The following is a 26,767-nucleotide window of genomic DNA, read 5'->3' as shown; positions in this document are numbered from 1 at the left end:
ACGCTCATCCAAGGCCCACGCGAGCGTTGAAGCACCCCACGGTCAGGTCGCCGCCGAGCTCGACGAACGACACCGGGGACAGCTCGGCCACCCTGCCGCGCGGCGAGGTGCCGCACTCCACGCACCGGTCGCAGAACCGGCCCGCGACGCAGCCGCAGGCCACGATCGGCAGCACCGCCGACCGTCCTTCACACACGTTGCCGACGTACAGCATCGAGCCGAGCGCCAGGTAGGGGAGCCCGGTGCAGGAGACCCCGGTGTCCTCGCAGTCGGCGTCGGCCCGCTCCAGCTTGGGGTAGGCGGCGCCGGACTCGCCGTCGTCGAACGCGTCCGACCAGGCCACGGCGCCGGAGATCCGGGACTGTGTGCCGCCGTACCCGGGTGGCGGGGCCGGCACGGCGGTGGCGCGGTACGCCGGCTGCGAGGCGGCAGGCAGCCAGGCGCGCGTGATGCCGGCGGTGCGGGTGCCGATGGCGTCGAAGAGGAACCCCGGCTCCAGCTGGGGGTGCCGCACCCGGATGCGGCCGGAGGCGGTGTAGGGGATCACGACGGTGCGGGTGCCGCGATGGGGCCCGCAGTCGAGCTCGGCCACGACGTCCTTGCCGTCGGCGCCGATGGTGCGGATCACACCGGTGACGCGGGTGATGTCGGCCCAGATGCGCTCAGCCACCCGGCCCGCCTGGCGGGTGCGGACCACGACGCGCGACCCGGTCGGCAGCTCGGCCGGCGCGACGGCCTTCCCGCGCCACGCGACGGCCCACGGCGCGATGACCAGCCGCTCCTCTGCGCCGTCCGGTGTCTCCACGATGAGCAGGTGAGGGCTGATGTCGCGGATCTCGCCGGTGATCCCAGTCAGCGGCGCCGCGCCTGGCTCGGTCTCTGGACGCGGCGCGGGGCCGCGGCCGAGCGCTGCGGATGCCAGGGCATGGCGGCGCTCGACACCCATCGGCCCCTCCCCGGTCGCCGTCCTGACGCAGTGATCCGGGGATAGCGTCACATGTTTTCCAGCCGGCCGGTAATCGGGTGGGAGCAAAGAATCACTCCTCTCCCGGCTTCCGTGGCAAATCCCTCATACCAGGGTGAATTACTCACCGCCTGGAGCGTGCACCGGGCTGTAAACGATCTTTGCCGTTGGCGGGGCGAAACCAGGACGAAGGTTCGTCCGCCGCGAGGCGCCGGGCTGCGATTCTGACCCCGAGACCGAATGACTCCTGCCTCCCGGTACCGGTGAACCGAATGAGCGGTAAAGACGAGGAGTTCCGCGAGTACGTCGTCGCCCGTGGTCCCGCGCTGCTGCGCGCCGCACACCGGCTGACCGGCCAGCCCGCCGACGCCGAGGACCTGCTCCAGGCGGCTCTGGCCAGGACCTACCTCGCCTGGGAACGGATCAACGACCCCGCCGCGCTCGACGGGTACGTGCGCCGCGCCATGGTCAACATCAACATCTCGTGGTGGCGGCGCAGGAAGCTGGAGGAGTACCCCGCCGAGCATCTGCCGGATACTCCGGCACGGGAGGTGCCGAGCCCCGGCGAGATCCACGAACTGCTGGAGGAGGCACTGGCCCGGCTGCCGGTGCGGCAGCGTACGGCCATCGTGCTGCGCTACTACGAGGACATGAGCGAGCCGGAGATCGCACAGGCGCTCGGCGTCAGTGTGGGGACGGTGAAGAGCACGGTCTCCAGGGGGATGGCCAAGCTCCGCGGCGACGTCGTGCTCGTGCGGGCCCGCCGCGACCCGCTGCCACGGTGAGCCGGACGGCCGGCGCGTGCGCGCCGGACGGCCGGCGAGGCCGCGCACCCGCGGGGGACCGCGGACGGCCCCGCCGGCGTGGGTGGGAAGCTAGGAGATGCCGACCTCCTGTTCGGCTCCGGCGGTGGCGCAGGGGCGCACCACGTCCCGGATGACACGCAGCGCGTCGAGCAGCGTGTCGAGCTGGTCCGGGGCGAGGAGGCCGGTGAACCACCGGTCGATGTCCTCTATGTGCTTGGGAATCACGGATTCAAGGCGTGTCAGGCCTTCGCCTGTGAGGGTCGCGTAGGATGCTCTCCGGTCGCTGGCACACGCGACACGCCGCACGAGCCCCTCGCGTTCGAGGCGATCGACGACGCGGGTCACGCCGCTGGTGGACAGCGAGGTCTGTGCCGCCAGGTCGCTCATGCGCAACCGGTGGCCGGGGGAACGTCCAAGACGGATCAGGGTCTCGAAGTCGATGTCGGACAGCTTCGACTCCGCGAAGGCGCCCGCCATCTTGGCCATCAGACCGGTGTGCACTTCGGCGAGCAACCCCATCGCGGTCAGTCTGGGGTCGTCGAGTGGGATCACGTTCATAGTCTACGCCAGAGATAGTTGACGTGGGGAATATTCCTCAGGTAGATGTTTGTTGCTGCAAACATCCGCACGGAAACCACTGATCCTCAGGAGTAACACCATGGGCACTCGCGCCTGGGAAGGCCTCACCATCCCCGAGGCCGGCACTTTCGACCTCGACGCTTCGCACACCCACGTCGGCTTCGTCGCCAAGCACATGATGGTCACCAAGGTCCGTGGGTCTTTCACCGACTTCACCGGCAGTGTCACCCTCGCCGAGGACCCGCTGCAGTCGTCCGCCGAGCTCACCCTCAAGACCGCGAGCATCGAGACCGGCAACGTCGACCGCGACGGGCACCTGCGCAGCGACGACTTCCTGTCGGTGGACAAGTTCCCCGAGATCTCCTTCCGCTCCACCCGCGTCGTCAGCCACTCCGACGAGGACTTCGTGGTCCTCGGCGACCTCACCATCCGTGATGTCACCAAGGAGGTCACCCTCAAGGTCGAGTACGGCGGCACCGGAACCAACCCGTGGGGCGCCGAGGTCTTCGGCTTCTCGATCTCGACCGAGATCGACCGCGAGGAGTTCGGCCTCACCTGGAACGTCGCCCTGGAGACCGGCGGCGTGCTCGTGAGCAAGAAGGTCAAGATCGAGATCGAGGGCGAGGCCGCGCGCCGCACCGCCTGACCTCGCGCACCGATCGTCCCCTCGCGGCGAGGGTTGTGGCCATCAAAACGGTCATAGCTACTCCAAGGGTCACGCACACCTTGTGTCCACACTCTGTGGACACAAGGTGTGCTGCCTGACGATCCGGCTGTACCGGACCGCCGTTCCGCCTTCGTGCAAGGCACTTTTGATCTCCTCCGCAATCCACTTTGCCGCCCGGCGAGAACGCCGGTACGCTGTCCTGAGCCACTCGGCCATCAGGAGGCTTCGCCTAGTCAGGTCTATGGCGCCGCACTGCTAATGCGGTTTGGGTTCATCGCCCATCCGGGGTTCAAATCCCCGAGCCTCCGCTCCACTCGAAGGCCCTCACCCGACTCCGGGGGAGGGCCTTTTCGTTTCCCCAGCCCCTGCCGCCCTCACATCGATGTCACCCCCTCCCCGTGCCACAACCAACCCTCATCACCTTGACGCGCCTCAGGCGCGTACAAGGACAGTACCGGCACCCTTCCATCCTGATCCGCTGTGGAAGGTCCGAACATCGATCGTCCGCAGGATGTATTTCCCCCGATACCGATCCCCTTCCTGCCTCTTCCTGTCACCCTGCCGCATCCGGCCTGCCGATGGCCCGCCGCGCCGGACGACTTCACGCACCCCTGTCACTCAGGCGACTTCCTGAACAGCGGTGCCGGCCCCTGTCCTCGTCGTCTCGGACACGACGCCGGACCTCCGGTTCCCGAGCCGGCGGTCCGATGCGCGAGCCGAGTGACACAGGCGGCACGGAATCCGTGCCGCCACTTCTGCGTACGGCCCCTTTCGGCGGGTTCATCGCACAGGCCGGTACCGAAGGGCTGTGCCCTTTTCCCCCACCCCGTCGCCGCATTGAAAGGCCGTGCACCCCCGGATCTCCCGTTGTTCCCCGTGGGAAGGTCTCCAGGTCAACCAGGCTAGTCAGGCCGTCCACATTTCTTCTACAAGCCGGTTCCGCCCCCCTTACGCCGCCGTGGTTATGCTGCCAGTGGTGCATTGCCGGCAAGACTTCGGAGCTCGCATGGCTGAGGGCATCTTCATCCGTCTTCTCGGACCTGTGACAGGGACGCGTGACGGTGTGGACCTTGAGCTGGGATCGCCGAGGCAGCGGGCCGTCATGGCCGTCCTCGCGTCGCGTCCCGGCCGGGTGGTGACACTGAGCCGGCTCATCGGCGACGTGTGGGGCGACCAGCCGCCGCGCAGCGCCGAGCAGAACGTCTACACCTACATCGCCGGTCTACGGCGTGCGCTCGAACCGGGCCGGGGCCGCCGGGGGCATTCCGAGGTGCTGGCCGGCACCACCGGTGGGTACGAACTGCGGCTCGACCCCCGGCACATCGACGCCGGCGCGTTCGCCGACCACATCGGCACCTCCCGCCGATTACAGGAGTCCGGCGATCACGCCGGTGTGCTCGGCTCGCTCGATCTGGCGCTGCGCATGTGGAACGGTCAGGCACTGACCGGCATCCCCGGTCCGTTCGCCGAGGTGGAGCGAGCGAGGCTGCACGAACTCCGCCTCGTCGCACTCGAACGGCGCGCCGAGACGCTGCTCAGGCTGTCCAGACCGGAGGAGGACCTGCTCACCCTCAGGGACCTCACACGCCGCCATCCGCTGCGCGAAAGGGTCCGCGAGCTGCTCATGCTGGCGCTCCACCAGTGCGGACGCCAGGCCGAGGCGCTGGAGGTGTTCGAGGAGGGCCGCCGCGTCCTGGCGGAGGAACTCGGCGTCGACCCCGGCCCCGGACTGCGTGCCTGCCACGCGCTCGTGCTGGGCTCGGTGGACGAAGGCCGGAGACCGCCGCGTCAGTTGCCGCGCGAACTGACCGGGTTCGCCGGCCGCACGCGGGAGGCCGTCCGGCTGCGGTCCCTGCTGGCGCCGGAGGACGGTGCCGCGCCGGTGCCGCTCGTCGTGGTGTCGGGGGCGGCAGGAGTGGGCAAGTCCACGCTCGCCGTCCAGGTGGCGCACGAGGTCAAGGACCGATTCCCCGACGGACAGCTCTTCGTCAACCTGCGAGGCGCCACACCGGGGGTGCCGGCCCTGACGGCGCACGAGGTCATCGGCCGGTTCCTGCGCTCCCTCGGGCTGCCGAGCACAGCGCTGCCGCAGGACGAGGACGAGGCCGCGGCCGTGTGGCGCAGCGAACTGGACGGCAGGCGCATGCTGGTGGTGCTGGACGACGCCGCCGGCCTCACCCAGATCCAGCCCCTGCTGTCGGCTCCCCGGGGCACGGGCCTGCTGGTGACGAGCCGGGAGAACCTGTTCCCCGGGGACGACTCCGTGCGGCTGCGGCTCGACCGCATGCCGCACGCCGAGGCCGCCGGCATGCTGGCCACGCTCGCCGGCGCGGAGCGGATCGCGGCCGAGCCCGCGGCGACGGCGGAGCTGATCGAACTGTGCGACGGCCTGCCGCTCGCGTTGCGCATCGCGGGGGCCCGCCTGGCCGACCGGCCCGGCTGGCCGGTCTCGTCCCTGGTCGCACGGCTGCGAGAAGAAGAGGGACGCCTGCGCGAGTTGGAGGCCGGTGACCTCGCCGTCCGGTCCAGCCTGTCGGCCGGCCTGCGGTCCCTGCGGCGAAGCGATCGCGAGACGAGCAGGACGGCGGCCCGTGTCCTGGTCCTGCTCGGCCTGCTGAACGTGCAGGACACCACGGCCGAGGTCGCCGCCGCGTTGCTCGGCACACCCGTCCCCGAGGCGGAACGCGCCATGGAACGCCTGGTGGACGCGCACCTGCTCGACCGCGGCCGGCCCGGCCACTACCAGTTCCACGACCTGGTGCGGCTCTACGCCGCCGAACTGGCGCGGGAAGAGATCACCTCCCCCGAGCCGCTGCACGCGGCATTGCGGTACTACGTGCTCTCGGCGCGGCACGCCAGCGAGACGTGGCATCCCCAACGGGTGCAGCCGTCACCTCCGGACATCGGCCCCGGCGCCGGCGTACGGCACCACGTCGGCGGCCGTGCCGAGGCGGCCGCGTGGTTCATGGAGGAGGAGCTGAACCTGACGGCCGCCGCCGCACAGGCCATGTCGCAGGCCGATCCGCGGACGGCACGGCTCGGAGTGGCCCTGGCGTTCGCATTGCTGTGGGCCCAGGAGAGCACCTACCGGGCCGTCGAACTGTTCTCGCTGAACCGGCAGGCGCTGGAGGTGGGCCGGCGGCTGGGAGATGAGGCCATCGGCCTTGAGGCGCTCGGCCACATGGCGAGAGGGCTGCAACTGCTCGGACGGGTGGATGACGCGGTCGCGCTCCTGGAAGACCAGCTGGAGCTGGCGAAGCGGCTCGGCGACAGATTCGCGGAGCAACGCACGCTCGGCAATCTGGCCAACACCCACCTGGGAGGAAAGCGGTACGAGCGAGCCCTGCACTACGCCGGCCGGCAGCTGGTCATCGCACGGGGGCTCGGATCGAGAGGCAGCACGCGGTACGCCGGGCTGGTCGCCGCGGAGGCGCACGAGAGGCTCGGCAAGCTCGTGGAGGCACGGCAGGAGATCCTCGACGTGCTGGCCGCCGCCGAGGAGGACGAAGACGTCCTCCACCAGGGGCAGGCACAGCGGCTCCTCGGTCAGCTGAGCCTTCGAGAGGGTGACGGTCCCACCGCGCGGCACCACCTGCTGCGAGGCCTGACCATGATGAGGGACTGCGGCCATCGCCTCGGCGAACTGCGCTGCCTGACCGGGCTGTCGGTGGCGTCCCGCCTGATGAGCGACCTTGACGGCGCCATGACACACGCCGACGAGGCGCTGCGCCTCGCGGAGCGGCTGGGCGACGGCTCCTGGCAGCGCCAGGCGAGACGGGAACACGCGTTCGTACGGGAACTCCTGGCCCGCCGGTCCACGGCCTGCGGGCCGGACGGCCCTCGGTAGCGCCGCCCCCGTCGTCAGCCGTGATCCCGGCGGGCCGCCACGCGAGGGAGGAATAGGCCGGTCGCCTGCCGGTTATCCCCTACGGACGACATGACCTCGGGGGACATGGGTCCGCCTGGTGGACGAGGAGGGGCGGAAGATGCCTGACTACGGGCACGAGCTGGTGCTGGGGACGTTCGTCACGCCGAGCGCGGGAACGGCGCGGGACGTGGTGGAGCTGGCCGAGCTCACAGAAGCGGTCGGACTGGACACCGTGACGATCCAGGACCACCCGTACAACGCGGAGTACCTGGACACGTACACGCTCCTCACGTGGATCGCGGCGCGCACCACCCGCCTGCGGGTCTCGGCGAACGTCACCAGCCTGCCGCTGCGGCCACCGGCGGTGCTGGCCCGCATGGCCGCGAGCCTCGACATCCTGTCCGGCGGCCGCTTCGAGATGGGCCTCGGCGCGGGACTGCCGACGGCCGCGAGCAGGATGACCGGCAGGCAACTGAGCGCGGGGGAGTCGGTCGACGCTCTGGAGGAGGCGATCGACATCCTGCGCGGCGTGTGGGACACCGGCACGGCGGGCCCGCTGCGCCATCACGGCCGGCACTACGAGATCCCCCAGATGAGGCGCGGCCCGAGACCCGCGCACGACATCACGATCTCCCTCGGCGCCTACAAGCCCCGCATGCTCGGCCTGGTGGGCCGCAAGGCCGACGGCTGGCTCCCCACACTCGACTACATCAAGGACCCCGACATCGCGACGTCCAACGCGCTGATCGACGCCGCCGCCACCGAAGCGGGCCGCGACCCCCGCGACATCCGCCGCCACCTCAACCTGTTCGACATCGGCTTCACCCCCGTGGGCCGGGCCTTCCTGCAAGGTCCTCCGGAGCAATGGGTCGACGACCTGCTCTCCCTGATCGTGGAACACGGCTTCAGCTCGTTCTACATCGGTGGCGACGACCCCGCCATGATCCGCACCTTCGGCGAGGAGGTGGCCCCCGCGCTGAGAGCCGAGGTGCAGGAACACCGCCGAGGCGCGTAAGCCCTCCGCACGAGCGGACCTAGGGCTTTCGTCCGATGTGGCCGGCTCGATCCGGTCATAACGTACGGGTATGGCACAGGAGAGCACGACGTACCGAGCGTTGACGGTGGGACTGGTGGCGCTGATGTCGCTGGTCGCGTTCGAGTACATGGCGGTCGCGGTCGCCATGCCGGTGGCCGCGGCGGAACTCGGCGGGCTGCGGCTGTACGGGCTGGCGTTCAGCGGCGCGATGGCCGCCGGGGTCGTGGGGACGGTGCTCGGCGGCCGATGGGCCGACCTGAAAGGACCGAAGGCGCCGCTCTGGACCGGTACGGCGGGGTTCGCCGGAGGTCTGGCGCTGGCGGGGACGGCTCCTTCCATGGAACTGCTGATCGCGGGACGCATGCTCCAGGGGATGGGAGGCGGGCTCGTCGGTGTCGCGCTGTACGTCGTGGTCGGCCGCGCCTACCCGGAGGAGACCCACCCGAAGATCTTCTCGTTGTTCGCCACGGCCTGGGTGGTGCCGTCCATGATCGGCCCCGCGCTGGTCGGGGCCACCGTGGACGTCCTCGGCTGGCGCTGGGTGTTCCTCGCCGTGCCGGCGCTCACCGCGGTCGCCGTCGCGCTGCTGTTCCGCGGCCTCGCCGGTCAGCGGCTCACCGGCCGGATATCAGACGCCGCACCAGGAGGCCTCGGCCGGAAGGTCGCGTGGGCCGCCGTCACCGCCGTCGGCGCGGGCCTGATGCAGTACGGCGGCGCGGCCAACCCGTGGCTGCTGGTGGCCGGCCTCGTGGTGCTGGCCCTGGCACTGCCGAGACTCCTCCCCACCGGCACGCTGCGCGCGGCCCGCGGCCTCCCCGCGGTGGTGGGGCTGCGCGGCCTCACCGCCGGCGCGTTCTTCGCCACCGAGGTCATCGTCCCGCTGATGCTGATGGCCAAGCGTGACCTGTCCCCGCTCGCCGCCGGCCTCGCGCTCACCGGTGGTGCGCTGACCTGGTCGTTCGCCTCCTGGCTCCAGGGCCGTGAGGTGTTCCGCCGCACCACCAACCTCGTCATGGGCACCGGCGCCATCGGGCTCGGCGTCCTGCTGATGGGGGCCGTGACGTTCGAAGCGGTCCCCGTGGCGGTCGCCTACCCGTCCTGGATCGTCGCCGGCTTCGGGATGGGCCTGGTCTACCCGACGCTGTCGGTCCTCACGTTGGAGCTGTCCCGGCCAGGCGAGCAAGGCGTGAACAGTTCCGCACTCCAGGTCGGCGAAATGGTGTTCTCAGTGGTGGCGGTCGCGCTGACCGGTGCCCTGTTCACCGCCACCGGCTCCGCCTACTGGACGGTCTTCGCCGTGGCCCTGCTCCTGGCCGCCACAGGCCTGTGGGTGGCCCCCCGCCACGTACCGTCCGGCGACACCGTCGACCCCGTCCCGGCCCACGCGGCGGCCCGATAGCCGCACGACGTGCTTGAATGCCGGCACGGCCGAGACGCCGAGCTCGGACGCCGACACGGACGAACGGCGTGCTCGGACGCCGGCACGGACGAGTCGCCGTGCTTGGATGCCGACATGGACGAGCACACGAGGTTCAGCGCCGCGCAGGTGGCGAGACTCGCGACCGTCACCCCCGACGGCGCACCCCACCTGGTCCCCGTGACCTTCGCCATGCAAGGCGATCTCGTCCTGACCGCCGTCGACCACAAACCCAAGACCACCACCGCTCTACGCCGCCTCCGCAACATCGAGCACGACCCCCGCGTGTCCCTGCTCGTCGACCACTTCGAGGACGACTGGACCCACCTGTGGTGGATACGCGCCGACGGCCACGCCTCCATCCTGTACGGCGACGACCGTCCCCTGGCCCCCCTGGTCGCCAAGTACCCCCAGTACGCGGCCCGGCCCCCCGAGGGCCCGGTGATCGCCGTCCAGGTCACCCGGTACGTGAGCTGGGCCTACGCGGATCACCTCTGATCGCGTGCGACACCGGCGACCGAACGGCCTGACCCGAACAGGCTTCGACCCTCCGACAGCCGACCGCTTCGCCGTATTCACCGCGATCGGCAGACCAGGCGACCTGTCGTCCCACCTGGCCACCGCCACGTCCTCATCGGAAAGCGGCCTGCACGCCGAGCGGCAGATCGGCGTGCACCCGCCACCCTCCCTCATGCGGCCCCGCCGACACCGAGCCGCCGACCCGTTCCGCACGACGCCGCATGGCCGTGACCCCCTGGCGCTCCCCCCGCGACTCCCCCCGCGCGTTCAACCGGCTGTCCACCGTGATCGTCACCCGGTCCCCCCGGTACGCGAGGGTCACCGTGGCACTGGCCGTCCCGTGCCGGTACACATTCACCAGCGCCTCATGCACGATCCTCATCGCCGCCAGATCGACCGGATCAGGCAACGCGCACGGCGCTCCGGCCACATGCAACCGCACCGTGAGCCCTCCCTTACGCGACGCCTGAACCACATCCGCGATCGAAGGCCGCGGATAGTCGTACTGCACCCGCAGCAACAACCGCGCCAGATCCTCCACCCCCCGAGCATGCGCCTCCCGCACCCTCCCCATCCGGCGCCGCCGCCGTACCCCCACCCCCACAGCGATCACCAAGATCCCCACCAGCACCCCCAGGGCCACCGCCGAACTCCACCCCGGCAGCCTCCCGAACACGTCCAACCCAACGTGATCCATATCGTCGCCTCACCGCCCCCCGCACGACCACCAGGTCATCGGTGAACATTGCCGGACGATCCGGACGCCACGCCGCCCAAACCACAACCTTTGCGGAGATTCACACCAAACCCTCCCGCTCTCCACCCCCCACCTATCCTGTTCAGGTGGACGACAGCTACCAGGAGGGCACCTTCCGCCTCCGCACCGACTACATCCCGCTGTGCGACCTGCTCAAGGCCTGCGACATCACGGACACCGGCGGCCTCGCCAAACTCCTCATAGCCGACGGCGAGATCTCAGTAGACGGCCAGGTAGAACTCCGCAAACGCGCCAAGATCCACCCCGGCCAGACAGTAACCGGCCAAGGCTTCAAGATCCATGTAGTCGCCTGACCCCCAATCCGGTTCGGCACACCCCCCAAGACCCGCTATGCTTGTCCCGAGTCAAGCGGCCGTAGCTCAATGGATAGAGCATCTGACTACGGATCAGAAGGTTAGGGGTTCGAGTCCTCTCGGCCGCGCCAGCTGGAAGCCCAGGTCATCTCTCGATGACCTGGGCTTTTCCGTGCTTCGATCAGCCTCCGCTGTCCGGCTGTGTCCGGCTGGGATCGGGCGCGTACGGCTGGTCCTTCCCAATGCCTTCCCGCGCGCCGGGCCGTAGGACTTTGCTGATCCGGCGCATAGCTAGCTGGTCTTGTCCTGCGAGGCACTTGGCGTAGGTGCGTAGGAGGACTTCCACGCTGTTGCCCGCCCAGTCGGCTACCTGCTTGGCCGGCACTCCAGCGTTGAGCCAGGTGGACAGGCAGGCATGCCGCAGGTCGTAGGACCGCTTAGCCAGCGGTGAGTCGTACTCGTCCCTCGTGAACGTGTCCTGACGGGCCTTGTCCCACGCGCGCCGGATCGTGCTGGTGGCAAGCACGGTCCCTTGTACGCCATGGAAGACGCGCCCGCCGGAACCGGTGCCGTGCTCCTTCAGGTGGTCGCGCAGGATGGCGACCAGTTCCGGCGCGCACGGCACGATATGGCTTTCTCCTTTGTCCCGGTGCTTCAGGCCGCGCTGGTCGGGCTGTTCACCGGAGTCGGTCCATTCTCTTCCGGCGTCGGGCGCGGCGCCGGTCAGGTAGATCTCACCCAAGGCGTCCGCGGCATCAGGCAACGTCAGGTCCTTCTCTCTGATGTTGACGGCTTTTTCGGGCCGTAGTCCGGCGAAGTAGAGCGTTGCGAAGAGCGGCATGAGCAGGGGGCCGCTTGGCTTGCGCTTTTCGATGGCGCTGAGTAGTGCGCGGGCTTGCTCAGGAGTCACGACCGATCGACGGTCCACCTGAAACGTGCTTTTGGAGGGTTTCCACGTCAAGCCTGTGATCTGGTTATTTTCCAGCAGCTTCAGTTCCACCGCGTACGCCATGGCGCCGGACAGGATGACCCGGTGACGCTGGATCGAGCTGGCGGCCACGCGCGTGCCGTCGAGCCGCGACGTAGCCGCATTAAGCAATGCCCGCGCGGTGGCTGGCACTGCGAGCACTGAGATGGGACGGCTGTGGCGCTCCACCCAGGCGAGCACCTCACGAGTCGCGGCGGGGCAGTTGTCGCGCCCCTTCGTGTTGAACGCCCAGCGTCGGAGCGCCGTGCGAACTTCCTTCGCATCGTAGGGGCCGTCCTGTCGATAAGCATCGATGGCGTCGCCAGCGCCAGGACGTAGGCGATCCCTGCCCGATGTTTGGCTGATGCGTCGGTCCATTCCATGTCCACGAACTTGCAGGCGAACGCATACCAGCTCATCTCCGCCTTCACCTCGCGCGCCCACGAGACAGGTTCGCCGGTGGCCAGACTGAAAGCCTCACCTTTCCGGGCTGCGGTCACAAGAACACTGCGGAATGCGTCGGCTTGAGGGGCCTTCTGAAATGTCTTCTACCATGGCTCTCCGTCGGTCTCCCAGTGCACTCGGTGCGACATAACAACGCCTTTGGCGTTCTTCCGCACTCGGTCTTGAAGATACGGACGTTGTAGGTGGTTCCGTTCATCAGGCGGCGTCCTCCAGGCTGGCCAGCCAGCGGTCATATTTAGCGCGGCGCACCAGAAGGGTGCCGTTGGGCAGGCGCATGCACTTGGGTGCACGGCCCTTCTGCCGCCATTCGTAGAAGGTGGAGCGGCTAATACCGAGGTCTTCGCAGATGAAGGCGATGGAGAGTCTTTCGACCCTGGGCACGGGGATGTCTCCTTACGTTCGGCAGGAGCGGGAGCGGTAATGGGAGGGGGAGCCGTACCGGCCGTACCGGCATCGTTTTGGCTGATCAGGGCCGGTACTGCTTTTCTGGTGGTACGGCTTGAGTCGTACCAGTGGCGCAAGCCTCATCCCCCCTGACCTGCGATGTTGAGGGTGGTACGGCCGGTATGGCTGCCCCTGCCGAGTGGGATGACCTCGCCCTGTTCGGGGCGTCGGGGCCGGGGCAGTAGCGAGTCCAGGCCTCGGTGAAGTCGATGCGCTGGTATCCCTTGGCGTGGCTTACGGGGGGTGAGAAGCGGATGGTGGCGGATCGGATGTCGTATTCGCGCAGCAGCACGCCGGGTTTCATGGCGGTGAGCCTGTTGGGTCCGTAGTCGACCCACGGTGCTTCGGGGTCGGCTCTGAGCCGTTCCAGCAGGGTGACGTTGGGGAGGGCGGTGTCGGTGCGGAACGCGGTGCGGCAGTCGGCTAGGAGCCGCACGCGGGGGGAAGGCTGGCCGCTGTCGTCGGCTTCGGCGGTGAGGGTGAGCGCGGCGGCGCGGGCGCGTTCAGGCCAGTCTCCTGCGGCGTGGTCGGCGACGGCCACGAGAGGTTCCCAGGTGTCGGCGGCGCGGTCTTCAACAGGCATTTCCGGTTCAGCGCGTTCCAGGGTGGCCAGATCGGCACGCAGCCACCCCGAAAGGGCGTCGGCCAGGCGGCGAAGGGTCTCCCGGTCGCGTTTGTGGCGGTAGGGCGCCACGGTTTCCCAGGGCCGCGGCGGCGCATGCGGACGACGACGGCGCGGTCTTCGATGGTGTCGGGCATGGCGCCGATGCCAGCGAGCGCGGCCATGGCGAAGGTGGGGATGCTTTTCAACGCGGTTGGTGGCGGCGTCGTATCTCTTTGCTGGGCGGTTGCGTTGGTGGCCGGCGTTGAGCAGGCCGCGTAGGTCTTCGTTGCCGTCGGCTTTGGGGCCGAAGATGGCGAAAGCCGCCGATCTTGACGCCGAAGCCGTGCAGGTGCAGCCCGTACCTCGCGAGGGTGGCCCCGATGAGTGCGATCTCCGCTGTGGACTGGCGGTGGCAGACTTCCCAGAAGGTCTGAGCGTGTTGTATTGGAGTCCCTTAGGTTTCCCGGGTGAGTTCTGATGAGTGGGTCGCTGATGAGGTGTTCGCTCGGGTGCTGAACGTCCTCACCATCGAAAACGACAACCAGCGCAAGGAACTCGACAAGAGTTGCGCTTCCACCGTCACGTCCATAAGGTTGCCAAGGCGTTAATGATCAAATCTTTTTGAGGCATAAGCCTGGCATATACTTATAGACGAATCTGTTGCCTTTCGGCAGAATGCCGTGGGAGAGAGTCCCTTCCTGAACCGGCCTACCGCCTACCATGAAATAAGATTTGCCAGGCTTCATGGTTAGCCGATATTTACCACGGACCTCTGGGATTTGCTTGCGGGCATTACTGGTCACCAGCCAGACCGGCTCGAGCGCCGGTGCTTTGACAACCAAATCGACTACAATACGAATTATCTTTCCCGTCTTATCCTTAACGGCTTTGGCCGCTTGGATGGTGTAGTCGGGATATCCATGGCTGGGAACTGAAACGTATGGACGGGGGGAAGCCTCCCGGCTGCCCGGACCCTGCCCCAGATTCGACTGGAGGACTACGTTGCCAATGGCGAGAACCGCTGCAACTGCGACCAGCACACTGACCATCTTAACAAATGCGGCGGCACCAGGAATCTGCCACTCAACATACGTGGTCTGTTCGATATATACCGCAATGCGTGCCATGATCCTCCAGGTGCGGGTCCACTGCCTCAAGTACCAGGCCGGGAAAACCGTGAGGAGAACAACGCATATCGCATGGCCTAACTTGGTGAGCTTGCCCGGGGCCTGCTCAAGATTGTCGAGCCACTCGTCCTTATAGCATTCGAGCTCATCGCTAGTTTGCGCATGTTTCTTTGCGGCCCAAACTAAGATTTTCCGCGCCAGAAATGGGGCTAGCTCGCTGGTCTCATTGACCATGAGCGGCAACACGATAGCAACAATGACGAACCCGATGAGCGTCACCATCGATCAGCTCTCGACAAGGCCAGGGAAGGCCGGAACAGATCTCTTGCCGACGGACTTCCTGGCCGCGATACTGCGTTTCTCGCTAAGCAGCTCGTGGGCAGCCTGACGCCCTTCTTCGGTTAGATGATAGAGGCGTCGACGTGGGCGTCCTTCCGGTGCTGGCTCAGCCCAATAGCTTTCCAGCCACCCAGCTTCCTCCAGCCGACTAAGAGCCGGATAGATGCTCCCGGTGGGACGGCCGACCTGCTTGGCGAGCGCGAACCCGTGCTGGTCCTCCTCGGCGTTCGCCAAGGCATCCAGGACGTCGAGCGTGGCCTTACCCACCCGACCCAGCTTCTCCATGCTTCTTCTATATATGAAGATTTAGAGATGGTCAACCATCCGGCGCCGCATCCACTGCGGTTGCTCCTGCGGGCAAGGGATTCCGGGAAGGACGCCGACGCTGGAGTTGAGGATCAGGTCGATGCAGTGCAGGTAGTCGGTCGGCTAGGTGCCAGCCTTGCAGGACCGGGATGAACGGCAGCTCGGGTGTGATGGCGCGCAGATGCAGGTAGTTGGCCACGGTGCGTTCTTGGTGCTCGGCGATGCTCAGGCCGGTGCGTTCCAGCATGAACGGCTCGCACATCCAGTCCTGGGGGGCGGCGAAGTCCAGGCCGCCGATGGTGTGGGTGTAGGTGGCCACGGCTTCGGCGTAGACGGCGGGCGGGGATGGTCCACCTGCCGTGTAAGGCAAGTTCGGTGAAGTCGCCGGAGTCCGGTGCCTAGCGGCACGGGGCCGCGAGCTGCCGGCGGGGCCGGCGGACGAGCTGGCGATGACTGACAAACAGCGGGATGCTGACCCGCTCCAGCCAGTGCGGTTGATGTGTGCCCAGGTAGAACCGGGCGCGGTCGCCCGAGGGTAGGGGGTCGGTGCTCATGCCGCACGCTCCGTGTGGGTTGCTGAGTTGGGCAGGCGGCCCCAGTGGGTGCCGAGGATGGCGGCGTCGGCGAGGGAGGATCGGCACGCCGCGGAAGGTGGTCGTCATGGCCTGCTGCAGGGCGTCGCGCAGGCGTTCGGCGTCGGCGTGGGGGGCTTGAATGAGCACTTCGTCGTGGACGAAAAGCCACAGCTTGGCGGTGGGGTGGTGGGTGGCGAAGGTGTAGACGGCGGCTAGTGCTGTGACCGGAAACGATCACCGGGTTGGGCGGTCGTCAAGCCGCGGTCTTTGAGAGTGGTCGGCCGCCCCAGCGGATGCCTTTCTCGCTGCGGATGCGGGCGCGTTCGCGGCGCTGGGCGGCCAGGACGTCCGGGTGGCGGGCGTTGGCGTTGCGCCAGCGCAAGTAGGCGTGCAGAGCTCGGGTCTGCACGGTGTGGCTGGGGTGGTGGGAGCCTGCGATGGTGAACTGGCGCAGCGGCCCGAAGTGTGCCTCGATCGGGTTGGCCCAGGAGGCGTAGGTCGGGGTGAAACACAGCTCGACCTTGTTCTTCTTCGCCCAGGTGCGGATGCGCCAGTTCTTGTGCGCCGACAGGTTGTCCAAGATGACGTAGATGGGAGCGCCGTCGGGGCGGGCGGCCCGGATGGAGCGCAGTGCGGCCCAGGTGTGGTCGATGCCCTTGCGACGCCGGTTGACGCCCCACAGCAGGTCATCGCCGACCGAATAGCAGCCGTGGAAGTAGGTGATCCCTTGAGTGCGGTGGTGGGTGGCCGGCAGCCGGTCCGGCCGGCCCTTCCTGGCCCATCCGGACCCGTGTGCGGGGCGGATGCCCAAGGGGCCGAACTCATCGAGGGCGAAGGTCCGCTCCGGCCGCTGGGTCAGGGCGTACTCGATCCGGTCCAGCTTGGTCTCGAAGTCGGGGTCAGGGGAGTCTTTCCAGGTCTTGGTGCGCTGGAAGGTGACCCCGTGCCGGGCCAGCAGGGCACGTAATGCCTCCCGGCCGATACCGATGGCTCGGCCGGGAAGAGTCTGCAGGTAAGCGGCAAGTTTCCGGACCGACCAGCGGATGAAGGGCTGCCCGAGCCGGGTCGGGCGGGTGGTGGCCGTCTGGACGACGAAGGCTCCTTCGTCGTCACTGAGCAGGCGGGGACGGCCTCCCGCCCACCGAGGGTCCAGGCAGGCCAGCCCAATCTCGTTGAACCGGTGAATGACATCGCGGACGGTGTCCTCATCGGCCTGCACCAGGCGGGCGATCACCGGAACGGTGTTACCCCCGGCCGAGGCCAGCAGGATCATCGCTCGCCGGTACCGCACCGAGCTGGTGCTGCCCCGCCGGACGATCCGCTGCAGCTTCTGCCCTTCCTGATCCATCAGTCTTCGCACCCTGACCGGTTCTGCCACTACGCCTCCCCGCGCCGATCGGACTCGTACAGCACATCCAATCGGCGCGACGGACTACACGCGAACCCGGTGATCCTTTCCGGTCAGAGCACTAGCTCGGGTTACTACGCATCATCTTTCATGGTGCCTTCATGATCGAGATCATGTTTCCGAGCGCTCCACAAGAGTTGTTCCGACTGCTTCAGGTCGTCTGGCGTCTCGGCATGGGGACGTTTGGTGAGCTTATCGGCGATCTCGCGAAGCCCTTCCTCATCAACCAACCCCGGTGCTCCTTCCTGTAGAGCGGCGAGTAGGGCTGTCATGGCCCAGTAACTGCCGTTCTGGTCAGAGATCTTCGCTCCTAGGCTTTCCAGGATCCTCAGCAGGGGATACCACCACCGATCGCTGTTACCTAAGCTCACGGCAAGCCGTTGGAACGCGGCCACGTCGATATTTGTCGCCAGCTCGGGACGGCGATCCAGGTAATCGATGGCCAGCAGCGCTGGGTCGTTGTACAACATCTTCTTCAGGTAGAGCAGACGCTCTACGTGGGCTATAGCGCGCCGGTACTCCATTGCATCTTGCTGGGCCGCAGTGGGCAACTGGATTTCTACCCGCGCGACGAGCGCCGAACAGTACGGTTCGGACGAGACGTCGACCATTCCCACCAGGGCGTTGATGGCGTCCTGCGCGGAGTGCAGATCATCGGCGTGGTATTTCACCGCCTCGAGGCGCGCGCGATTAGTGACGCACGTGGCGATCAGCGCATCGAGGTCGTGATGCAACTCCTTGCCGTCATGCCACTCGGCCCAAAACCGCATTTCAAAGCAGACTCCCGCCGTCGCACTGTCGAGCAGCCGGGCCTGATCGAAGTACTTGCCGTTCTTGCGGCGGCGGCGCCTCCACATCATGCGTCTGCGCGCTCCACGGGAACAGCCGCTATCGGAGCGCCGCCGAAGAGCAAGACGCCAAGCTGATCCTTCACGGTGCTTCCATCCGACAAGGTGATGTCGAGCTCCTTGATTAGGCGTAGCCATGTGGCCACGTCCCTGTGCCGACGCAGGGCGTCGGCAACGACCTTCAGCAGTCGCCGGGACAACTGGAGGTCATGCGCGCACAGCTCGAACCAGCGGATGAGAGGCGGGCCGGTAGCAGCGAGCAGGTCGAGATCCGCGAGCAGCTCTCGGAGGCCATCCATCACGTCGAGATCTTGATGCTCGTACGTGAGCAGCCAGGGCAGGTGCTCGTGCTCCACGTCCATGAGCGCGAGCAGAGCAAGCTTGGAGGACATGGGCATCTGTCCCTTCCGCTGCAGGTCGACGACCCTGTTCATGATTATTGCAGCCGCGGCAGAATCCTTTGCGATCTTCCGGAACTCGCTGAGGATCTCACGCTGCACTTGTGGAGATGCTGGAGAGTCCGCGATGCGGCATAGCCGCACCAATGCCACATCGTGGTTGTCGGTCAGGATCGCCTGGCAGACGCGGATGACGATGCGCTGCGTTTCCACGCTGCGTTGGCCGGCCCAGTCATAGAGCAGGGCACGAGTACGACGTCCCATGTGTTCGTCCCTGCTGCAGTCCGCCATTACGTGGACGATCACCTCGTGGCGGTTTTGCCGCAGTGCCTCATCCCGTACGACGCTGAGCCGGTCTGAACCCTTTGCCCGCAGAAGGAGCCGGATCAGCGTCCTGATGGCCGGATCCTGCGCCGTCCGGTCCTGCTTGGCGCGTCCGATCATCCATTTGACAAGGAGGTCTCGCATGTCCGCATAGTTCTCCCAGACATAGAGCAGCGCTGCCTCGCCGAATCCGGTCTGCTTGTACGTGACGTGGTCATGCCTGTCGATGGTTGCGCCCAGAGCTGTCATCCTGGTCCGCAGGCCCGGCCCGGAGAACATGGCATAGGCATTCACCTTGCGCTTCCGTTTCCCGGGTCCGTCACTCTTGAGGAGATCCTCCAGCTCCCGAGCGTCGGCCTGGATGTCCTCTGCAACGCCCCGCTGGCGTAGGCCGAGCGCGAGGAGCAAGCAGCGGTCCTCGACAGACAGGACCTGAGGGCCGGCCTTTGCCGTTCCGAAGAAGGAATTAAGCTTTTCCTGCCAGTCGTCTAGCGCCGTTTCGACGTCGGTCTGTATGAAATCAGCCACCGAGCCCGACTCTTTGGCGGCCTCTGCGTCCTTGAGTTTTTGAGGGGGCGCCTGTCGCTGAAAATCCTCCCATATCTGGATGACCGTTTCGACGGCACGGACAGCGTCGATCACGTTGTGGCCGCTTAGATGCTCCTGCGCCTTTGAGGAATTGACGCATGGAATGAGATAGCCGTGGTCTTTATACCTGAGGTGGCTCTCGACTACTTCCAAGGCCTTTGGTGGCGCTGCGAGATGAACCTTTGTGACGCCTGCGGGCACGCTCGCGCCGCATTCGGTCCACAGGTCCTCTGCCACGGAGAGCACGAGGTAGGAGTCGAGATTCCTGAGTCGTCGCGAGTGTTCCGCGAGATTGTCGATGAAGGAGGTGTCGAACCGGTCGCTATCGGAATCCTGCAGGTCGAGCTGGCACGCGACGTTGCGCCGGCAGGGGAGACGGCCCACCTTGGGCGAGGTCCAATCTGTCTCCAGCCGTACGAGCTCGGTGGAGGAGGCCGTCTCCCGGGCCAGCAGTCTGAGCGAAAAGGTCGTCGACCCGTAGCCCCGGGGAGCCACGACGATTACCACGCGATTGTGGGGCAGGGCGTTAACGAGCTCCGCGTACGCTTTTCGCCATTCGGGCGGGAACACGTACCAGGGCGGTGCGCTGTAGAGGTGTCGATTAATACGGTTCTCGTCCGGTAATGCTTGCGCGCGGACCTCCGGGTTGATCGTGACCGGCCCGTCATTGCTCTCAAAGAAGGCGCCGACAGCGTCGATTCGTGCGCCGCTTTGGCTGATCGTATGGACGGTGCCGGTAGGTCTGTGATCGGAATTCGAGATCGGGTAATCATGCAATTCGTTCATGCGGTTTCACATGCTCCGGGTCAGAAAGTGAGAAGTACTATTGGTCGCCGCGGACGTCCATGCGGATGCGGACGGGGGCGTTGGACGTCTCGGCGAAGTGGCCGATGTGCCCGATGGAGTACTTGGGGGCGGCGGCATTGACCGTAGCGCTCGCTGTGGCATTGGTATCGCGTGGCGCCACGGCGTCGTTGTTGGTCGGCGTGGACAGGGACTCGAAGGCCGACGCTCCGACGCGCGGGGCATGCACCCAGGCCAGGGCCTCGAAATTCTTACACGGAACAGTCGCGATGACCTTGTGGAAGTCCCGGTGATCCAGTCGTTCAGTGCGGCCCTGACGAACCACGACCTGGAAAACCTCATCAGAGATGATCAGTGCGACGAAGGCCCTGCGCTCGACCGCGATGGTTAGCGCCGCGCTGGCCTGGTCACTGCTGACCAGCCGACACAGGTCGTTGATCGCGCTCCCGCGATAGCTGTCCGGCAGCGGGCCGAGATGGACGCTCACCCGCAGGCGTACGGCGGGCGTCGACGCCAGTCGGACCTGGTCGTACCGGTACAGCACACGATCCAGATTCTCGATCAAGGGATCGAGCAGGCGCCACATGCGAGTGGTGGGCAGACCGAGGATGAAACCGTCGCCAGTGTCATTGCGCAGTTCCGGGCTCTGCCACTCCTCGCTTAAGCCACTCTGCGCGAACGCCGTGGCGAGCAGATCGTCAATGTCCTTTCGGACCTGCTCCATCGAGGGGTCCGCAGCGCTGCTGTAATCCCGCATGTCCACCACGAACAAGGCGCGGTGGCGGGGCAGGTCACGTGGATTCCGCTCGTCGATGTCCATATGCTCTTCACTTCGCTTCGGGTGTGACGGCTGTCCGAGTCCGGCAATGATGCGTCTCGCCGGTGGAGTCTCGGTGCCCACTGGTGGGCACCGAGAGGGTGACGTCAATCACGGTGAGGACAAGACATGGGCCTGGGCACGGAGTGCTTCGACGTTCTCCAGGTAGAGGCCGCCGCCAGGTGCCGTACGCACCCAGCCGCGATCACGCCAGGCCTTCAGGGCGCTGCCGACAGCGTTACGCGAGGCGCCAATCAGCTGGGCCAGTTCCTCCTGGGTCAGGATGATGTGCGGAGTCGAACACGACCGGATGGCGGATATCGCGGCTAGACGGACCAGCGTGCAGGCAAGCCGTATCGCCACGGGCGCCATCGCCAGTTCGATGTTGATCCGTTCGGCTGCCCGCAGCCGGCCGATGGACTGGCGCAAGAGTGTGCCGTGCAGCGCGTGCTTGTCCACGAACTGCAGAAACTCCGGGGCGGGAACCGCATGGACCCGGCAAGCCTCCGCCGCGATCACCGTGGCGGTCCGTGGCTGACCGTCCAGTACCGCTAGGTCGCCCAGCAACTCTCCTGCGGCGCGCACGGAGATCAAGGTCTGTTTGCCTTGTCCCGACTTAACCGTGATCATGACGGACCCGGTATGCAGGGCCATCACGTGTGTCCCCGGATCCCCTTGCCGCAGGAGTACGCTCCGCGCAGGGCGGCGTTGCTCTCGGGCAAGTTTGCGTAACTCCGCCCAGAGCGATTCTCCCAATAGCGCGCGATGTGGCTGATACACGTACTTCTTTCCCCCTAGAAGTCGCCGGTGTGCACTCAGCCTCTCCCTATCTCCCCGCCCAGACCAGTAGCACTGTGATACCCAGCCCCAGCAACCCGGTGCAAAGGCAGTCCGTGGCAGTACGAAGGAGTAGGAGCTTGCGTTTCGCCAGGGCGGAAACACCCACCAGATGACGGGCGTAGGCCATGCGAGTGGCGTGTGCCGACATGCGTGTCACTCGTTCCAGCGCCTCGGTCGCTGTTGTCTCGCTGAATGTCAGGAAGAGGAACGGTGAGTGCATGGACCCGTAACGCCTCAGGGACGGCCGGACAGCCGCGATTGCGGGGATGAGTGCAGCGCCGAGTCCGACGCAGGCGATCCCCAGCGCGACCTGACAAGCGACCGTTAGCACTGGCCTGACGGCCAGAGCCGCCACGATGATCGAGAAGATCGCGCCACTCGTGCCACAGATCGCTGCGGCCTTCACATCGCACCGCTGGATTTCAGCGAACGCGTGGTGGCTGAGTGACATGAGGCGCTGTGTGATGACATCCTCGGTCAAATTATCCAGGGCGGCCCTTTTCGCCGGTGCCGATTTCATGAGTCTTCTCCCAATATGTCGCTCCGCCGTCACTCGCTGAACCGAGTGGCATCCTCAAGAGTGCTTCGCCATATCGGTCCCTGCCGCCCAATAGTGGGCACGGTAGGTGCGATCTCGGTCACGGTTTTCGTGTGTGGGGTGGGCTCGCTTCGGCGGGTGGGTCCGCGACAGTCTCGCCAGGTTCGGCCAGCGAGCCGATCTACGGGAGTTCCTCCTTGGCGCTGCTGAGCGGGTGCTGGTGGAGGCGAGCCCCTGGGCCGCATTTTCGGGGATCGAACTGGCGGTCGACGACGAACGAGCCGAAAGGCCGGAACGATAGCAAGGCATGAACCTTCTGGGATTTGCTCTGATGGCGGTGAGACAGCTGCTCCGGCAGTCATTACAGTGGCATCGGGGGCGCCTGAGCATGGTGAGTTCTGATGCGGCGCCAGTCGTAGCGGTACCGAGCCCCTTTGCCAACCCCGGTGCTAACACTGGTCGTGGATTTCGGTAGGTGGCCTTAGAAGATGATCACAGCGATGCGGGTCCTGAGCGGCCAGTTAAGGGTATCGGTGGACGTCGATAGACGATCTGGAACTGGCTACAGATCAGAAGGTGAGGGGTTCGAGTCCTCTCGGCTGCGCAGTAGGTCAAAGGCCCTCGGGGATGATCCCGGAAAGCCTTTGACATAGCCGTACAGCAGCGATAGATAGCAACGCTGTCAGTCGTCACCGTCCAAACTCTGGTTCAGCCGGTCGAGCACCCTCCTGGTCTCGGCGGACGGGATCTGCGTGTAGACGTCCATGGTCATCGAGATCTGCGAGTGTCGCATGATGCGCATAGCCACCCGAGGATGGACGTCGAGGGCGGCCAGGAGCGAGGCGCAGGTGTGTCGGGTGTCGTGGACGCGGATACGCGGGACGCCGGCCTTCCGGCAGTGCGCCTCGAAAGGCGCTTTTCGACCTGGACAACATGCTCATCGATCCCGTGGTCCTTGCTGGTCCATGGGTCGAGCGCCATACGCGTGGACTCGTCGGCCCCATCCCACCGAGTGGCGAGGCGACGTGATTTCATGACAGGTAGGTAGCGCTGGCCCGTCCCCCTGGCCATGTGAGGGAGGGGCGGATATGGAGATCACACCGCAGGCGGTTGTCATTCCCAAGGGGACCGATCACCTGGAACAGGGTAAATACGGCCCAATCTTTCCTCGAACCCCGGCGTGCTACGGGTTCACCATCATCGCGAAGGTCAAGCCCGGCCGTGCCGAGGCGATTCGCGATCACGGTCACACGCTGGCCAAGGCGCTGGAGGCCGACCCGCATCTGCTCGCGCCGCTCAAGCTGCACTATCTGCGCTGGGTGCTGTTCGACGACGACACGCGGTTCATGTACCAGGGCATCTTCGACACCGACTTCGACAAGTACACCGAAGACGCGGTCGACCTGTTCAGCAGGTCAGGGGTGAACACGGCCTTCGAGAACCTTGAGGGGTTTCCCGAGGATTGGCGGACCAACCCCGAGGCGTTCACCCGGTTCGTGCGCGCGCACCACTGCCCGAGCTTCATCGAGTACGGGGAGTATCCGTACGTCACCGCCGACGAGATCAAGAAGGCTCTGCGGATCAAGAGCGCCTTGTCGGAGATGCTGGACCAACTGCAGTGACGCGGCTCACGAAAGGGGGGCCAGATGAACGAGTTCACGACCGCGCGCACGTACAACCAGCACCACGTGCCGCGTCCGTACACCCCCGGCCGGCGGCGGTTGAGCATATACGTGGCGTGGAGTTACCCCGCCGAGGCGGGCCGGAACACGGCCGAGCTGGACAACCGGTTCTCCACCATGACCGAGGTGCGCCGGGTGACCTGGCCGGCCTACGAGGACGGGCGATGGTCGGATCCGCTGCGGTTCCAGCAGGGCATCTCCGGCGGGCTGGAGCTGTTCTTCTGGGGCTGGCTGCCGTTCCAGCAGTTCGTCCAGGAGACCACCGGCCACCCCGTGCCGGTGTATCAGCGCGTCGACCAGGCGGGCTTTCACACCCCCTTGGACGAGCGGGTGCTGGCGGACACCGACACCCTGTTCGTGTGGGGCCTGGATCACATGATCACTGGACAGGACGCCGCGTCCGAGGAGATCGAGGCCGTCCGGGACTTCCTCACGCGCGAGGGGACCTGCCTGGCCCTCGGACCGCACCACGACGTCGGGGCATCGGACGACATGGCCGTACGCGACATGGAGTACCGCCATCACGGCGACGCCTTGGTGCCCCGCCAGCAGCGCTTCGGCCGGTACACCAGATCATTGATGGCAGGTCTTGGAGTGCCGGTGGAGAACCGGTACGGGCTGCGGCCGGCGGTACGGGACGGAAACAAGATCGCCCCGTTGTCCATCGCCAGGGATCTCGACACCAAAGGCTGGCTGGAGGGAGTGACCAGCTTCAACTTCCACCAGCACCTCCCGCACTACGCCGTGCTCACCGAAGCCCCGGACGTCGTCCGCGTACTGGGCAGGCAGCCGATCGACACCGCGCGGCCGCATCCGTTCACCGAGGCGGGCAACAGCGAGTTCAACATGTTCCTGTGGATTCCGCCCCGCGACGACCGGGCCGGTGACGTGATCATGGCCGACTCGACGATCTTCAGCACCCTGTTCGGCGCCGACGACAGCCTGCGCGCCTTCTGGGGAAACCTCGCCTCGGCGAAGTAGCGCCACAGAGAGGCCGGCCATGGGCGGCGACCGAACGCGGGGGGTGCTCGAACTCCACGACATACAACGCGGCGTGCTCAGCCCCCGGCCGACGCCGTACGCGGCGACGTACATCCTGCTCCGCATCGACCACCCCGCGCACGGCAGGGAACTCATGCGACGCGCGAGTACCACGGTGACCTCGGCCGCCGACTCGATCAGCCCGCTGGGCGAGTGCTGGGTCAGCGTCGCGGTCACCTACCACGGCCTCAGAGCGCTCGGCGTGCCACAGGACTCGCTGGACACCTTCGCCTGGGAGTTCCGCCAAGGGATGGCGGCACGGGCCAAAGCACTCGGTGACACCGGACCGAGCAGCCCCGAGAACTGGGAACCACCACTCGGCACCCCCGACGTCCACGTCGTTCTGGTGGCGCTCGCCCCCGACGGAGCACAACTTGAGACGGCCGTCACCCGTGCACGCTCGACCTTTGACACCCTTCCGGGTGTCACACTCATCTGGCGGCAGAACTGCCACGCACTGCCCACCGGCACAGAGCCTTTCGGCTACCGCGACGGCATCAGCAACCCGGCCGTCGAGGGCAGCGACGTACCGGTGTCGAACCAACTGGAGCCACCGCTCAAGGCCGGCGAATTCGTGCTCGGATACCCTGACGAACTCGGCGCCGTCCAGTCACCCCGTCCTGAGGCGCTCGGCCGGAACGGCACCTACATGGCCTTCCGCAAGCTCCACCAACGCGTCGCCGCGTTCCGCCGCTACCTGAAGGACAACTCCACCAGCGCTCAAGACGAGGAAATGCTGGCAGCCAAGATCATGGGACGCTGGCGCAGCGGCGCACCCCTGGCCCTGAGCCCGCTGCACGACGCTCCCGACCTCGGCGCCGACTCGCACCGCAACAACACCTTCCTGTACCGGCACGACGACCCGGCCGGCTTCACCACTCCCGGCGGCTGCCACATCCGCCGCGGTAATCCCCGTGACGCGTCGGTGGCCGGATCCCCGAGGCTGCACCGCATGATCAGACGCGGCACCGCCTACGGCCCGCCACTCCCCGAAAACGTCCTGGATGACGACGACGCCGATCGCGGACTCATGTTCGCCTTCATCGGCGCACACCCGGGCCGGCAATTCGAATTCGTCCAGTCCGAATGGATGAACAGCGGCGTCTTCTTCGGCGCCGGCGACGAACAGGACCCCATCGTCGGCTCCGGCCCCGACCTTCGCGACTTCACGATCCCCCGCAGACCCGTACGCCGGCGCCTGCACGGGCTGCCTCGCTTCGTCGTCACACGCGGCGGCGAATACTGCTTCATACCCGGACTGCGCGCACTGCGCTGGCTCGGCGACCTCCAAGAGTGATGTACAGCAGCGCGTACAGCAACACCGCCTTAGAGGCGCGATAGGGCGACCTGTACAGCAATGCCTTACGGATTATCCACTCGTGTGCCGAGCGTGGGCCTCGTTGATTTCCGCCTCGTGGAGTACGGCCCAGTCGGCCAGGGCTGACAGGGGTTCCAGGAGGGTGCGGCCCAGGGGGGTCAGGCTGTACTCGACGCTTGGGGGGACGGTCGGGTGTACGGCGCGTTGCACCAGGCCGTCGGTTTCGAGGGTTCGCAGGGTGCGGGTCAGCATGCGTTGGCTTATGCCTTCTACGGCGCGGTGCAGGTCGTTGTAGCGGTGGGGGCGGGCTCCGAGGAGGATCACCAGGAGCATGCTCCACTTGTCGCCTACTCGGCGGAAGATGTCGGTCACCGGGCATGCGGCAAGTTCTTCTTTTGGGACGGGGC

Annotated in this window: 28 protein-coding genes, 2 tRNA genes and 1 pseudogene; 13 read left to right on the top strand and 18 right to left on the bottom strand. The window is 66.6% G+C overall.

The window, feature by feature from the left end:
- Nucleotides 1–4: 4 nt before the first annotated feature.
- Nucleotides 5–946 carry a hypothetical protein gene (locus tag BJ992_RS31645; protein WP_184987237.1) on the bottom strand — a complete coding sequence of 314 codons (942 nt, stop codon included), beginning with the start codon at nucleotides 944–946 and terminating at the stop codon, nucleotides 5–7.
- A gap of 290 nt (nucleotides 947–1,236) precedes the next feature.
- Between BJ992_RS31645 and BJ992_RS31640 the strand changes: the two genes are divergently transcribed.
- A complete protein-coding gene (locus tag BJ992_RS31640; RefSeq protein WP_184987234.1) occupies nucleotides 1,237–1,749 on the top strand; it encodes a SigE family RNA polymerase sigma factor in 513 nt (170 codons plus the stop codon).
- Between the two features lie 90 nt (nucleotides 1,750–1,839).
- On the opposite strand, the gene BJ992_RS31635 is transcribed toward BJ992_RS31640, so the two are convergent.
- Nucleotides 1,840–2,328 carry a MarR family winged helix-turn-helix transcriptional regulator gene (locus BJ992_RS31635; protein ID WP_184987232.1) on the bottom strand — a complete coding sequence of 163 codons (489 nt, stop codon included), beginning with the start codon at nucleotides 2,326–2,328 and terminating at the stop codon, nucleotides 1,840–1,842.
- Between the two features lie 100 nt (nucleotides 2,329–2,428).
- On the opposite strand from BJ992_RS31635, the gene BJ992_RS31630 reads away from it, so the two are divergent.
- From BJ992_RS31630 to BJ992_RS31605, 6 genes are all read left to right on the top strand, one after another.
- The gene (locus BJ992_RS31630; protein WP_184987231.1) at nucleotides 2,429–2,995 is read left to right on the top strand and encodes a YceI family protein; all 567 of its coding nucleotides are present in this window, start codon (nucleotides 2,429–2,431) and stop codon (nucleotides 2,993–2,995) included.
- 239 nt (nucleotides 2,996–3,234) lie between these two features.
- A tRNA-Ser gene (locus BJ992_RS31625) sits at nucleotides 3,235–3,324 on the top strand.
- A gap of 734 nt (nucleotides 3,325–4,058) precedes the next feature.
- The gene (locus tag BJ992_RS31620; RefSeq protein ID WP_184987229.1) at nucleotides 4,059–6,863 is read left to right on the top strand and encodes a BTAD domain-containing putative transcriptional regulator; all 2,805 of its coding nucleotides are present in this window, start codon (nucleotides 4,059–4,061) and stop codon (nucleotides 6,861–6,863) included.
- 139 nt (nucleotides 6,864–7,002) lie between these two features.
- Nucleotides 7,003–7,899, top strand: a complete 897-nt coding sequence (locus BJ992_RS31615; RefSeq protein WP_184987227.1) for an LLM class flavin-dependent oxidoreductase — start codon at nucleotides 7,003–7,005, stop codon at nucleotides 7,897–7,899.
- 70 nt (nucleotides 7,900–7,969) lie between these two features.
- Nucleotides 7,970–9,319: an MFS transporter gene (locus tag BJ992_RS31610; RefSeq protein WP_246496843.1), complete on the top strand. Its 1,350-nt coding sequence runs from the start codon at nucleotides 7,970–7,972 to the stop codon at nucleotides 9,317–9,319.
- A gap of 114 nt (nucleotides 9,320–9,433) precedes the next feature.
- Nucleotides 9,434–9,835, top strand: coding sequence for a TIGR03668 family PPOX class F420-dependent oxidoreductase (locus BJ992_RS31605; RefSeq protein ID WP_184987225.1), 402 nt, complete (start codon nucleotides 9,434–9,436; stop codon nucleotides 9,833–9,835).
- Between the two features lie 133 nt (nucleotides 9,836–9,968).
- Here BJ992_RS31605 and BJ992_RS31600 read toward each other — a convergent pair whose 3' ends face one another.
- The gene (locus BJ992_RS31600; RefSeq protein WP_184987223.1) at nucleotides 9,969–10,553 is read right to left on the bottom strand and encodes a sensor histidine kinase; all 585 of its coding nucleotides are present in this window, start codon (nucleotides 10,551–10,553) and stop codon (nucleotides 9,969–9,971) included.
- A gap of 146 nt (nucleotides 10,554–10,699) precedes the next feature.
- On the opposite strand from BJ992_RS31600, the gene BJ992_RS31595 reads away from it, so the two are divergent.
- Entirely contained in the window at nucleotides 10,700–10,927 is a 228-nt protein-coding gene (locus tag BJ992_RS31595; protein WP_184987221.1) for an RNA-binding S4 domain-containing protein, read from the top strand.
- A gap of 55 nt (nucleotides 10,928–10,982) precedes the next feature.
- Nucleotides 10,983–11,058, top strand: a tRNA-Arg gene (locus BJ992_RS31590).
- A 50-nt stretch (nucleotides 11,059–11,108) separates the two neighbouring features.
- Here BJ992_RS31590 and BJ992_RS31585 read toward each other — a convergent pair.
- The 7 genes from BJ992_RS31585 to BJ992_RS34610 all read right to left on the bottom strand — a co-directional run bounded on the left by BJ992_RS31585 (nucleotide 11,109) and on the right by BJ992_RS34610 (nucleotide 15,733).
- The gene (locus BJ992_RS31585; RefSeq protein ID WP_246496841.1) at nucleotides 11,109–12,272 is read right to left on the bottom strand and encodes a tyrosine-type recombinase/integrase; all 1,164 of its coding nucleotides are present in this window, start codon (nucleotides 12,270–12,272) and stop codon (nucleotides 11,109–11,111) included.
- Between the two features lie 282 nt (nucleotides 12,273–12,554).
- On the bottom strand, nucleotides 12,555–12,740 hold the full coding sequence (locus BJ992_RS31580; protein ID WP_184987219.1) for a helix-turn-helix transcriptional regulator: 186 nt from the start codon (nucleotides 12,738–12,740) through the stop codon (nucleotides 12,555–12,557).
- An 85-nt stretch (nucleotides 12,741–12,825) separates the two neighbouring features.
- Nucleotides 12,826–13,497 (bottom strand): DUF3631 domain-containing protein, encoded by a 672-nt coding sequence (locus BJ992_RS31575; protein ID WP_221475053.1) that lies wholly within the window; start codon nucleotides 13,495–13,497, stop codon nucleotides 12,826–12,828.
- Between the two features lie 521 nt (nucleotides 13,498–14,018).
- The gene (locus BJ992_RS31570) at nucleotides 14,019–14,816 is read right to left on the bottom strand and encodes a hypothetical protein (protein ID WP_184987217.1); all 798 of its coding nucleotides are present in this window, start codon (nucleotides 14,814–14,816) and stop codon (nucleotides 14,019–14,021) included.
- Between the two features lie 3 nt (nucleotides 14,817–14,819).
- Nucleotides 14,820–15,158: a PadR family transcriptional regulator gene (locus BJ992_RS31565; RefSeq protein WP_184987215.1), complete on the bottom strand. Its 339-nt coding sequence runs from the start codon at nucleotides 15,156–15,158 to the stop codon at nucleotides 14,820–14,822.
- A gap of 31 nt (nucleotides 15,159–15,189) precedes the next feature.
- Nucleotides 15,190–15,549: a deazapurine DNA modification protein DpdA family protein gene (locus tag BJ992_RS31560; RefSeq protein WP_425503717.1), complete on the bottom strand. Its 360-nt coding sequence runs from the start codon at nucleotides 15,547–15,549 to the stop codon at nucleotides 15,190–15,192.
- A gap of 28 nt (nucleotides 15,550–15,577) precedes the next feature.
- Complete coding sequence (locus BJ992_RS34610; protein ID WP_425503716.1) at nucleotides 15,578–15,733, bottom strand: deazapurine DNA modification protein DpdA family protein; 156 nt, start codon at nucleotides 15,731–15,733, stop codon at nucleotides 15,578–15,580.
- Between the two features lie 57 nt (nucleotides 15,734–15,790).
- On the opposite strand from BJ992_RS34610, the gene BJ992_RS31555 reads away from it, so the two are divergent.
- Entirely contained in the window at nucleotides 15,791–15,970 is a 180-nt protein-coding gene (locus BJ992_RS31555; protein ID WP_184987212.1) for a hypothetical protein, read from the top strand.
- Nucleotides 15,971–16,007: 37 nt separating this feature from the next.
- On the opposite strand, the gene BJ992_RS31550 is transcribed toward BJ992_RS31555, so the two are convergent.
- The 7 genes and pseudogenes from BJ992_RS31550 to BJ992_RS34090 form a co-directional block, all read right to left on the bottom strand.
- Complete coding sequence (locus BJ992_RS31550) at nucleotides 16,008–17,102, bottom strand: IS630 family transposase (protein WP_221475052.1); 1,095 nt, start codon at nucleotides 17,100–17,102, stop codon at nucleotides 16,008–16,010.
- A 134-nt stretch (nucleotides 17,103–17,236) separates the two neighbouring features.
- Nucleotides 17,237–18,022 carry a hypothetical protein gene (locus BJ992_RS31545; RefSeq protein WP_184987208.1) on the bottom strand — a complete coding sequence of 262 codons (786 nt, stop codon included), beginning with the start codon at nucleotides 18,020–18,022 and terminating at the stop codon, nucleotides 17,237–17,239.
- A complete protein-coding gene (locus tag BJ992_RS31540) occupies nucleotides 18,019–20,106 on the bottom strand; it encodes a hypothetical protein (protein WP_184987206.1) in 2,088 nt (695 codons plus the stop codon). The genes BJ992_RS31545 and BJ992_RS31540 overlap by 4 nt, the downstream gene beginning before the upstream one ends.
- Before the next feature lie 37 nt (nucleotides 20,107–20,143).
- Nucleotides 20,144–20,944 (bottom strand): hypothetical protein, encoded by an 801-nt coding sequence (locus BJ992_RS31535; protein WP_184987204.1) that lies wholly within the window; start codon nucleotides 20,942–20,944, stop codon nucleotides 20,144–20,146.
- A 108-nt stretch (nucleotides 20,945–21,052) separates the two neighbouring features.
- Nucleotides 21,053–21,721, bottom strand: coding sequence for a cyclic nucleotide-binding domain-containing protein (locus BJ992_RS31530; RefSeq protein WP_184987202.1), 669 nt, complete (start codon nucleotides 21,719–21,721; stop codon nucleotides 21,053–21,055).
- Nucleotides 21,722–21,767: 46 nt separating this feature from the next.
- Nucleotides 21,768–22,301, bottom strand: a complete 534-nt coding sequence (locus BJ992_RS31525; RefSeq protein WP_184987200.1) for a Pycsar system effector family protein — start codon at nucleotides 22,299–22,301, stop codon at nucleotides 21,768–21,770.
- 700 nt (nucleotides 22,302–23,001) lie between these two features.
- Nucleotides 23,002–23,217, bottom strand: a pseudogene (locus BJ992_RS34090) (tyrosine-type recombinase/integrase); the annotation flags it as partial.
- Nucleotides 23,218–23,407: 190 nt separating this feature from the next.
- Here BJ992_RS34090 and BJ992_RS31515 point away from each other — a divergent pair.
- From BJ992_RS31515 to BJ992_RS31505, 3 genes are read left to right on the top strand one after another with little or no spacing between them, the layout of a single operon-like run.
- The gene (locus BJ992_RS31515; protein ID WP_184987198.1) at nucleotides 23,408–23,941 is read left to right on the top strand and encodes a hypothetical protein; all 534 of its coding nucleotides are present in this window, start codon (nucleotides 23,408–23,410) and stop codon (nucleotides 23,939–23,941) included.
- A 24-nt stretch (nucleotides 23,942–23,965) separates the two neighbouring features.
- Complete coding sequence (locus BJ992_RS31510; protein WP_184987196.1) at nucleotides 23,966–24,982, top strand: hypothetical protein; 1,017 nt, start codon at nucleotides 23,966–23,968, stop codon at nucleotides 24,980–24,982.
- 19 nt (nucleotides 24,983–25,001) lie between these two features.
- A complete protein-coding gene (locus tag BJ992_RS31505) occupies nucleotides 25,002–26,339 on the top strand; it encodes a Dyp-type peroxidase (protein ID WP_184987194.1) in 1,338 nt (445 codons plus the stop codon).
- Nucleotides 26,340–26,411: 72 nt separating this feature from the next.
- Here the strand turns inward: BJ992_RS31505 and BJ992_RS31500 are convergent, their stop codons facing one another.
- Nucleotides 26,412–26,732, bottom strand: a complete 321-nt coding sequence (locus BJ992_RS31500) for a winged helix-turn-helix transcriptional regulator (protein ID WP_343072952.1) — start codon at nucleotides 26,730–26,732, stop codon at nucleotides 26,412–26,414.
- Between the last annotated feature and the right edge of the window lie 35 nt (nucleotides 26,733–26,767).

It is taken from the genome of Sphaerisporangium rubeum (genome assembly GCF_014207705.1).
GTDB lineage: Bacteria > Actinomycetota > Actinomycetes > Streptosporangiales > Streptosporangiaceae > Sphaerisporangium > Sphaerisporangium rubeum.
This window is presented reverse-complemented; position numbering and strand designations above follow the sequence as displayed.

What these genes read in the sequence shown, in the direction of transcription:
- BJ992_RS31610 (WP_246496843.1), top strand. Translation starts at nt 7,970, where the DNA reads ATGGCACAGGAGAGCACGACGTACCGAGCGTTGACGGTGGGACTGGTG.
- BJ992_RS31635 (WP_184987232.1), bottom strand. Translation starts at nt 2,328, where the DNA reads ATGAACGTGATCCCACTCGACGACCCCAGACTGACCGCGATGGGGTTG.
- BJ992_RS31545 (WP_184987208.1), bottom strand. Translation starts at nt 18,022, where the DNA reads ATGATGTGGAGGCGCCGCCGCCGCAAGAACGGCAAGTACTTCGATCAG.
- BJ992_RS31645 (WP_184987237.1), bottom strand. Translation starts at nt 946, where the DNA reads ATGGGTGTCGAGCGCCGCCATGCCCTGGCATCCGCAGCGCTCGGCCGC.
- BJ992_RS31540 (WP_184987206.1), bottom strand. Translation starts at nt 20,106, where the DNA reads ATGAACGAATTGCATGATTACCCGATCTCGAATTCCGATCACAGACCT.
- BJ992_RS31525 (WP_184987200.1), bottom strand. Translation starts at nt 22,301, where the DNA reads ATGAAATCGGCACCGGCGAAAAGGGCCGCCCTGGATAATTTGACCGAG.
- BJ992_RS31510 (WP_184987196.1), top strand. Translation starts at nt 23,966, where the DNA reads ATGAACGAGTTCACGACCGCGCGCACGTACAACCAGCACCACGTGCCG.
- BJ992_RS31640 (WP_184987234.1), top strand. Translation starts at nt 1,237, where the DNA reads ATGAGCGGTAAAGACGAGGAGTTCCGCGAGTACGTCGTCGCCCGTGGT.
- BJ992_RS31565 (WP_184987215.1), bottom strand. Translation starts at nt 15,158, where the DNA reads ATGGAGAAGCTGGGTCGGGTGGGTAAGGCCACGCTCGACGTCCTGGAT.
- BJ992_RS31570 (WP_184987217.1), bottom strand. Translation starts at nt 14,816, where the DNA reads ATGGTGACGCTCATCGGGTTCGTCATTGTTGCTATCGTGTTGCCGCTC.
- BJ992_RS31505 (WP_184987194.1), top strand. Translation starts at nt 25,002, where the DNA reads ATGGGCGGCGACCGAACGCGGGGGGTGCTCGAACTCCACGACATACAA.
- BJ992_RS31630 (WP_184987231.1), top strand. Translation starts at nt 2,429, where the DNA reads ATGGGCACTCGCGCCTGGGAAGGCCTCACCATCCCCGAGGCCGGCACT.
- BJ992_RS31550 (WP_221475052.1), bottom strand. Translation starts at nt 17,102, where the DNA reads ATGGATCAGGAAGGGCAGAAGCTGCAGCGGATCGTCCGGCGGGGCAGC.
- BJ992_RS31555 (WP_184987212.1), top strand. Translation starts at nt 15,791, where the DNA reads ATGGCGGCGTCGGCGAGGGAGGATCGGCACGCCGCGGAAGGTGGTCGT.
- BJ992_RS31535 (WP_184987204.1), bottom strand. Translation starts at nt 20,944, where the DNA reads ATGGACATCGACGAGCGGAATCCACGTGACCTGCCCCGCCACCGCGCC.
- BJ992_RS31615 (WP_184987227.1), top strand. Translation starts at nt 7,003, where the DNA reads ATGCCTGACTACGGGCACGAGCTGGTGCTGGGGACGTTCGTCACGCCG.
- BJ992_RS31585 (WP_246496841.1), bottom strand. Translation starts at nt 12,272, where the DNA reads ATGGACCGACGCATCAGCCAAACATCGGGCAGGGATCGCCTACGTCCT.
- BJ992_RS31600 (WP_184987223.1), bottom strand. Translation starts at nt 10,553, where the DNA reads ATGGATCACGTTGGGTTGGACGTGTTCGGGAGGCTGCCGGGGTGGAGT.
- BJ992_RS31515 (WP_184987198.1), top strand. Translation starts at nt 23,408, where the DNA reads ATGGAGATCACACCGCAGGCGGTTGTCATTCCCAAGGGGACCGATCAC.
- BJ992_RS34610 (WP_425503716.1), bottom strand. Translation starts at nt 15,733, where the DNA reads ATGAGCACCGACCCCCTACCCTCGGGCGACCGCGCCCGGTTCTACCTG.
- BJ992_RS31605 (WP_184987225.1), top strand. Translation starts at nt 9,434, where the DNA reads ATGGACGAGCACACGAGGTTCAGCGCCGCGCAGGTGGCGAGACTCGCG.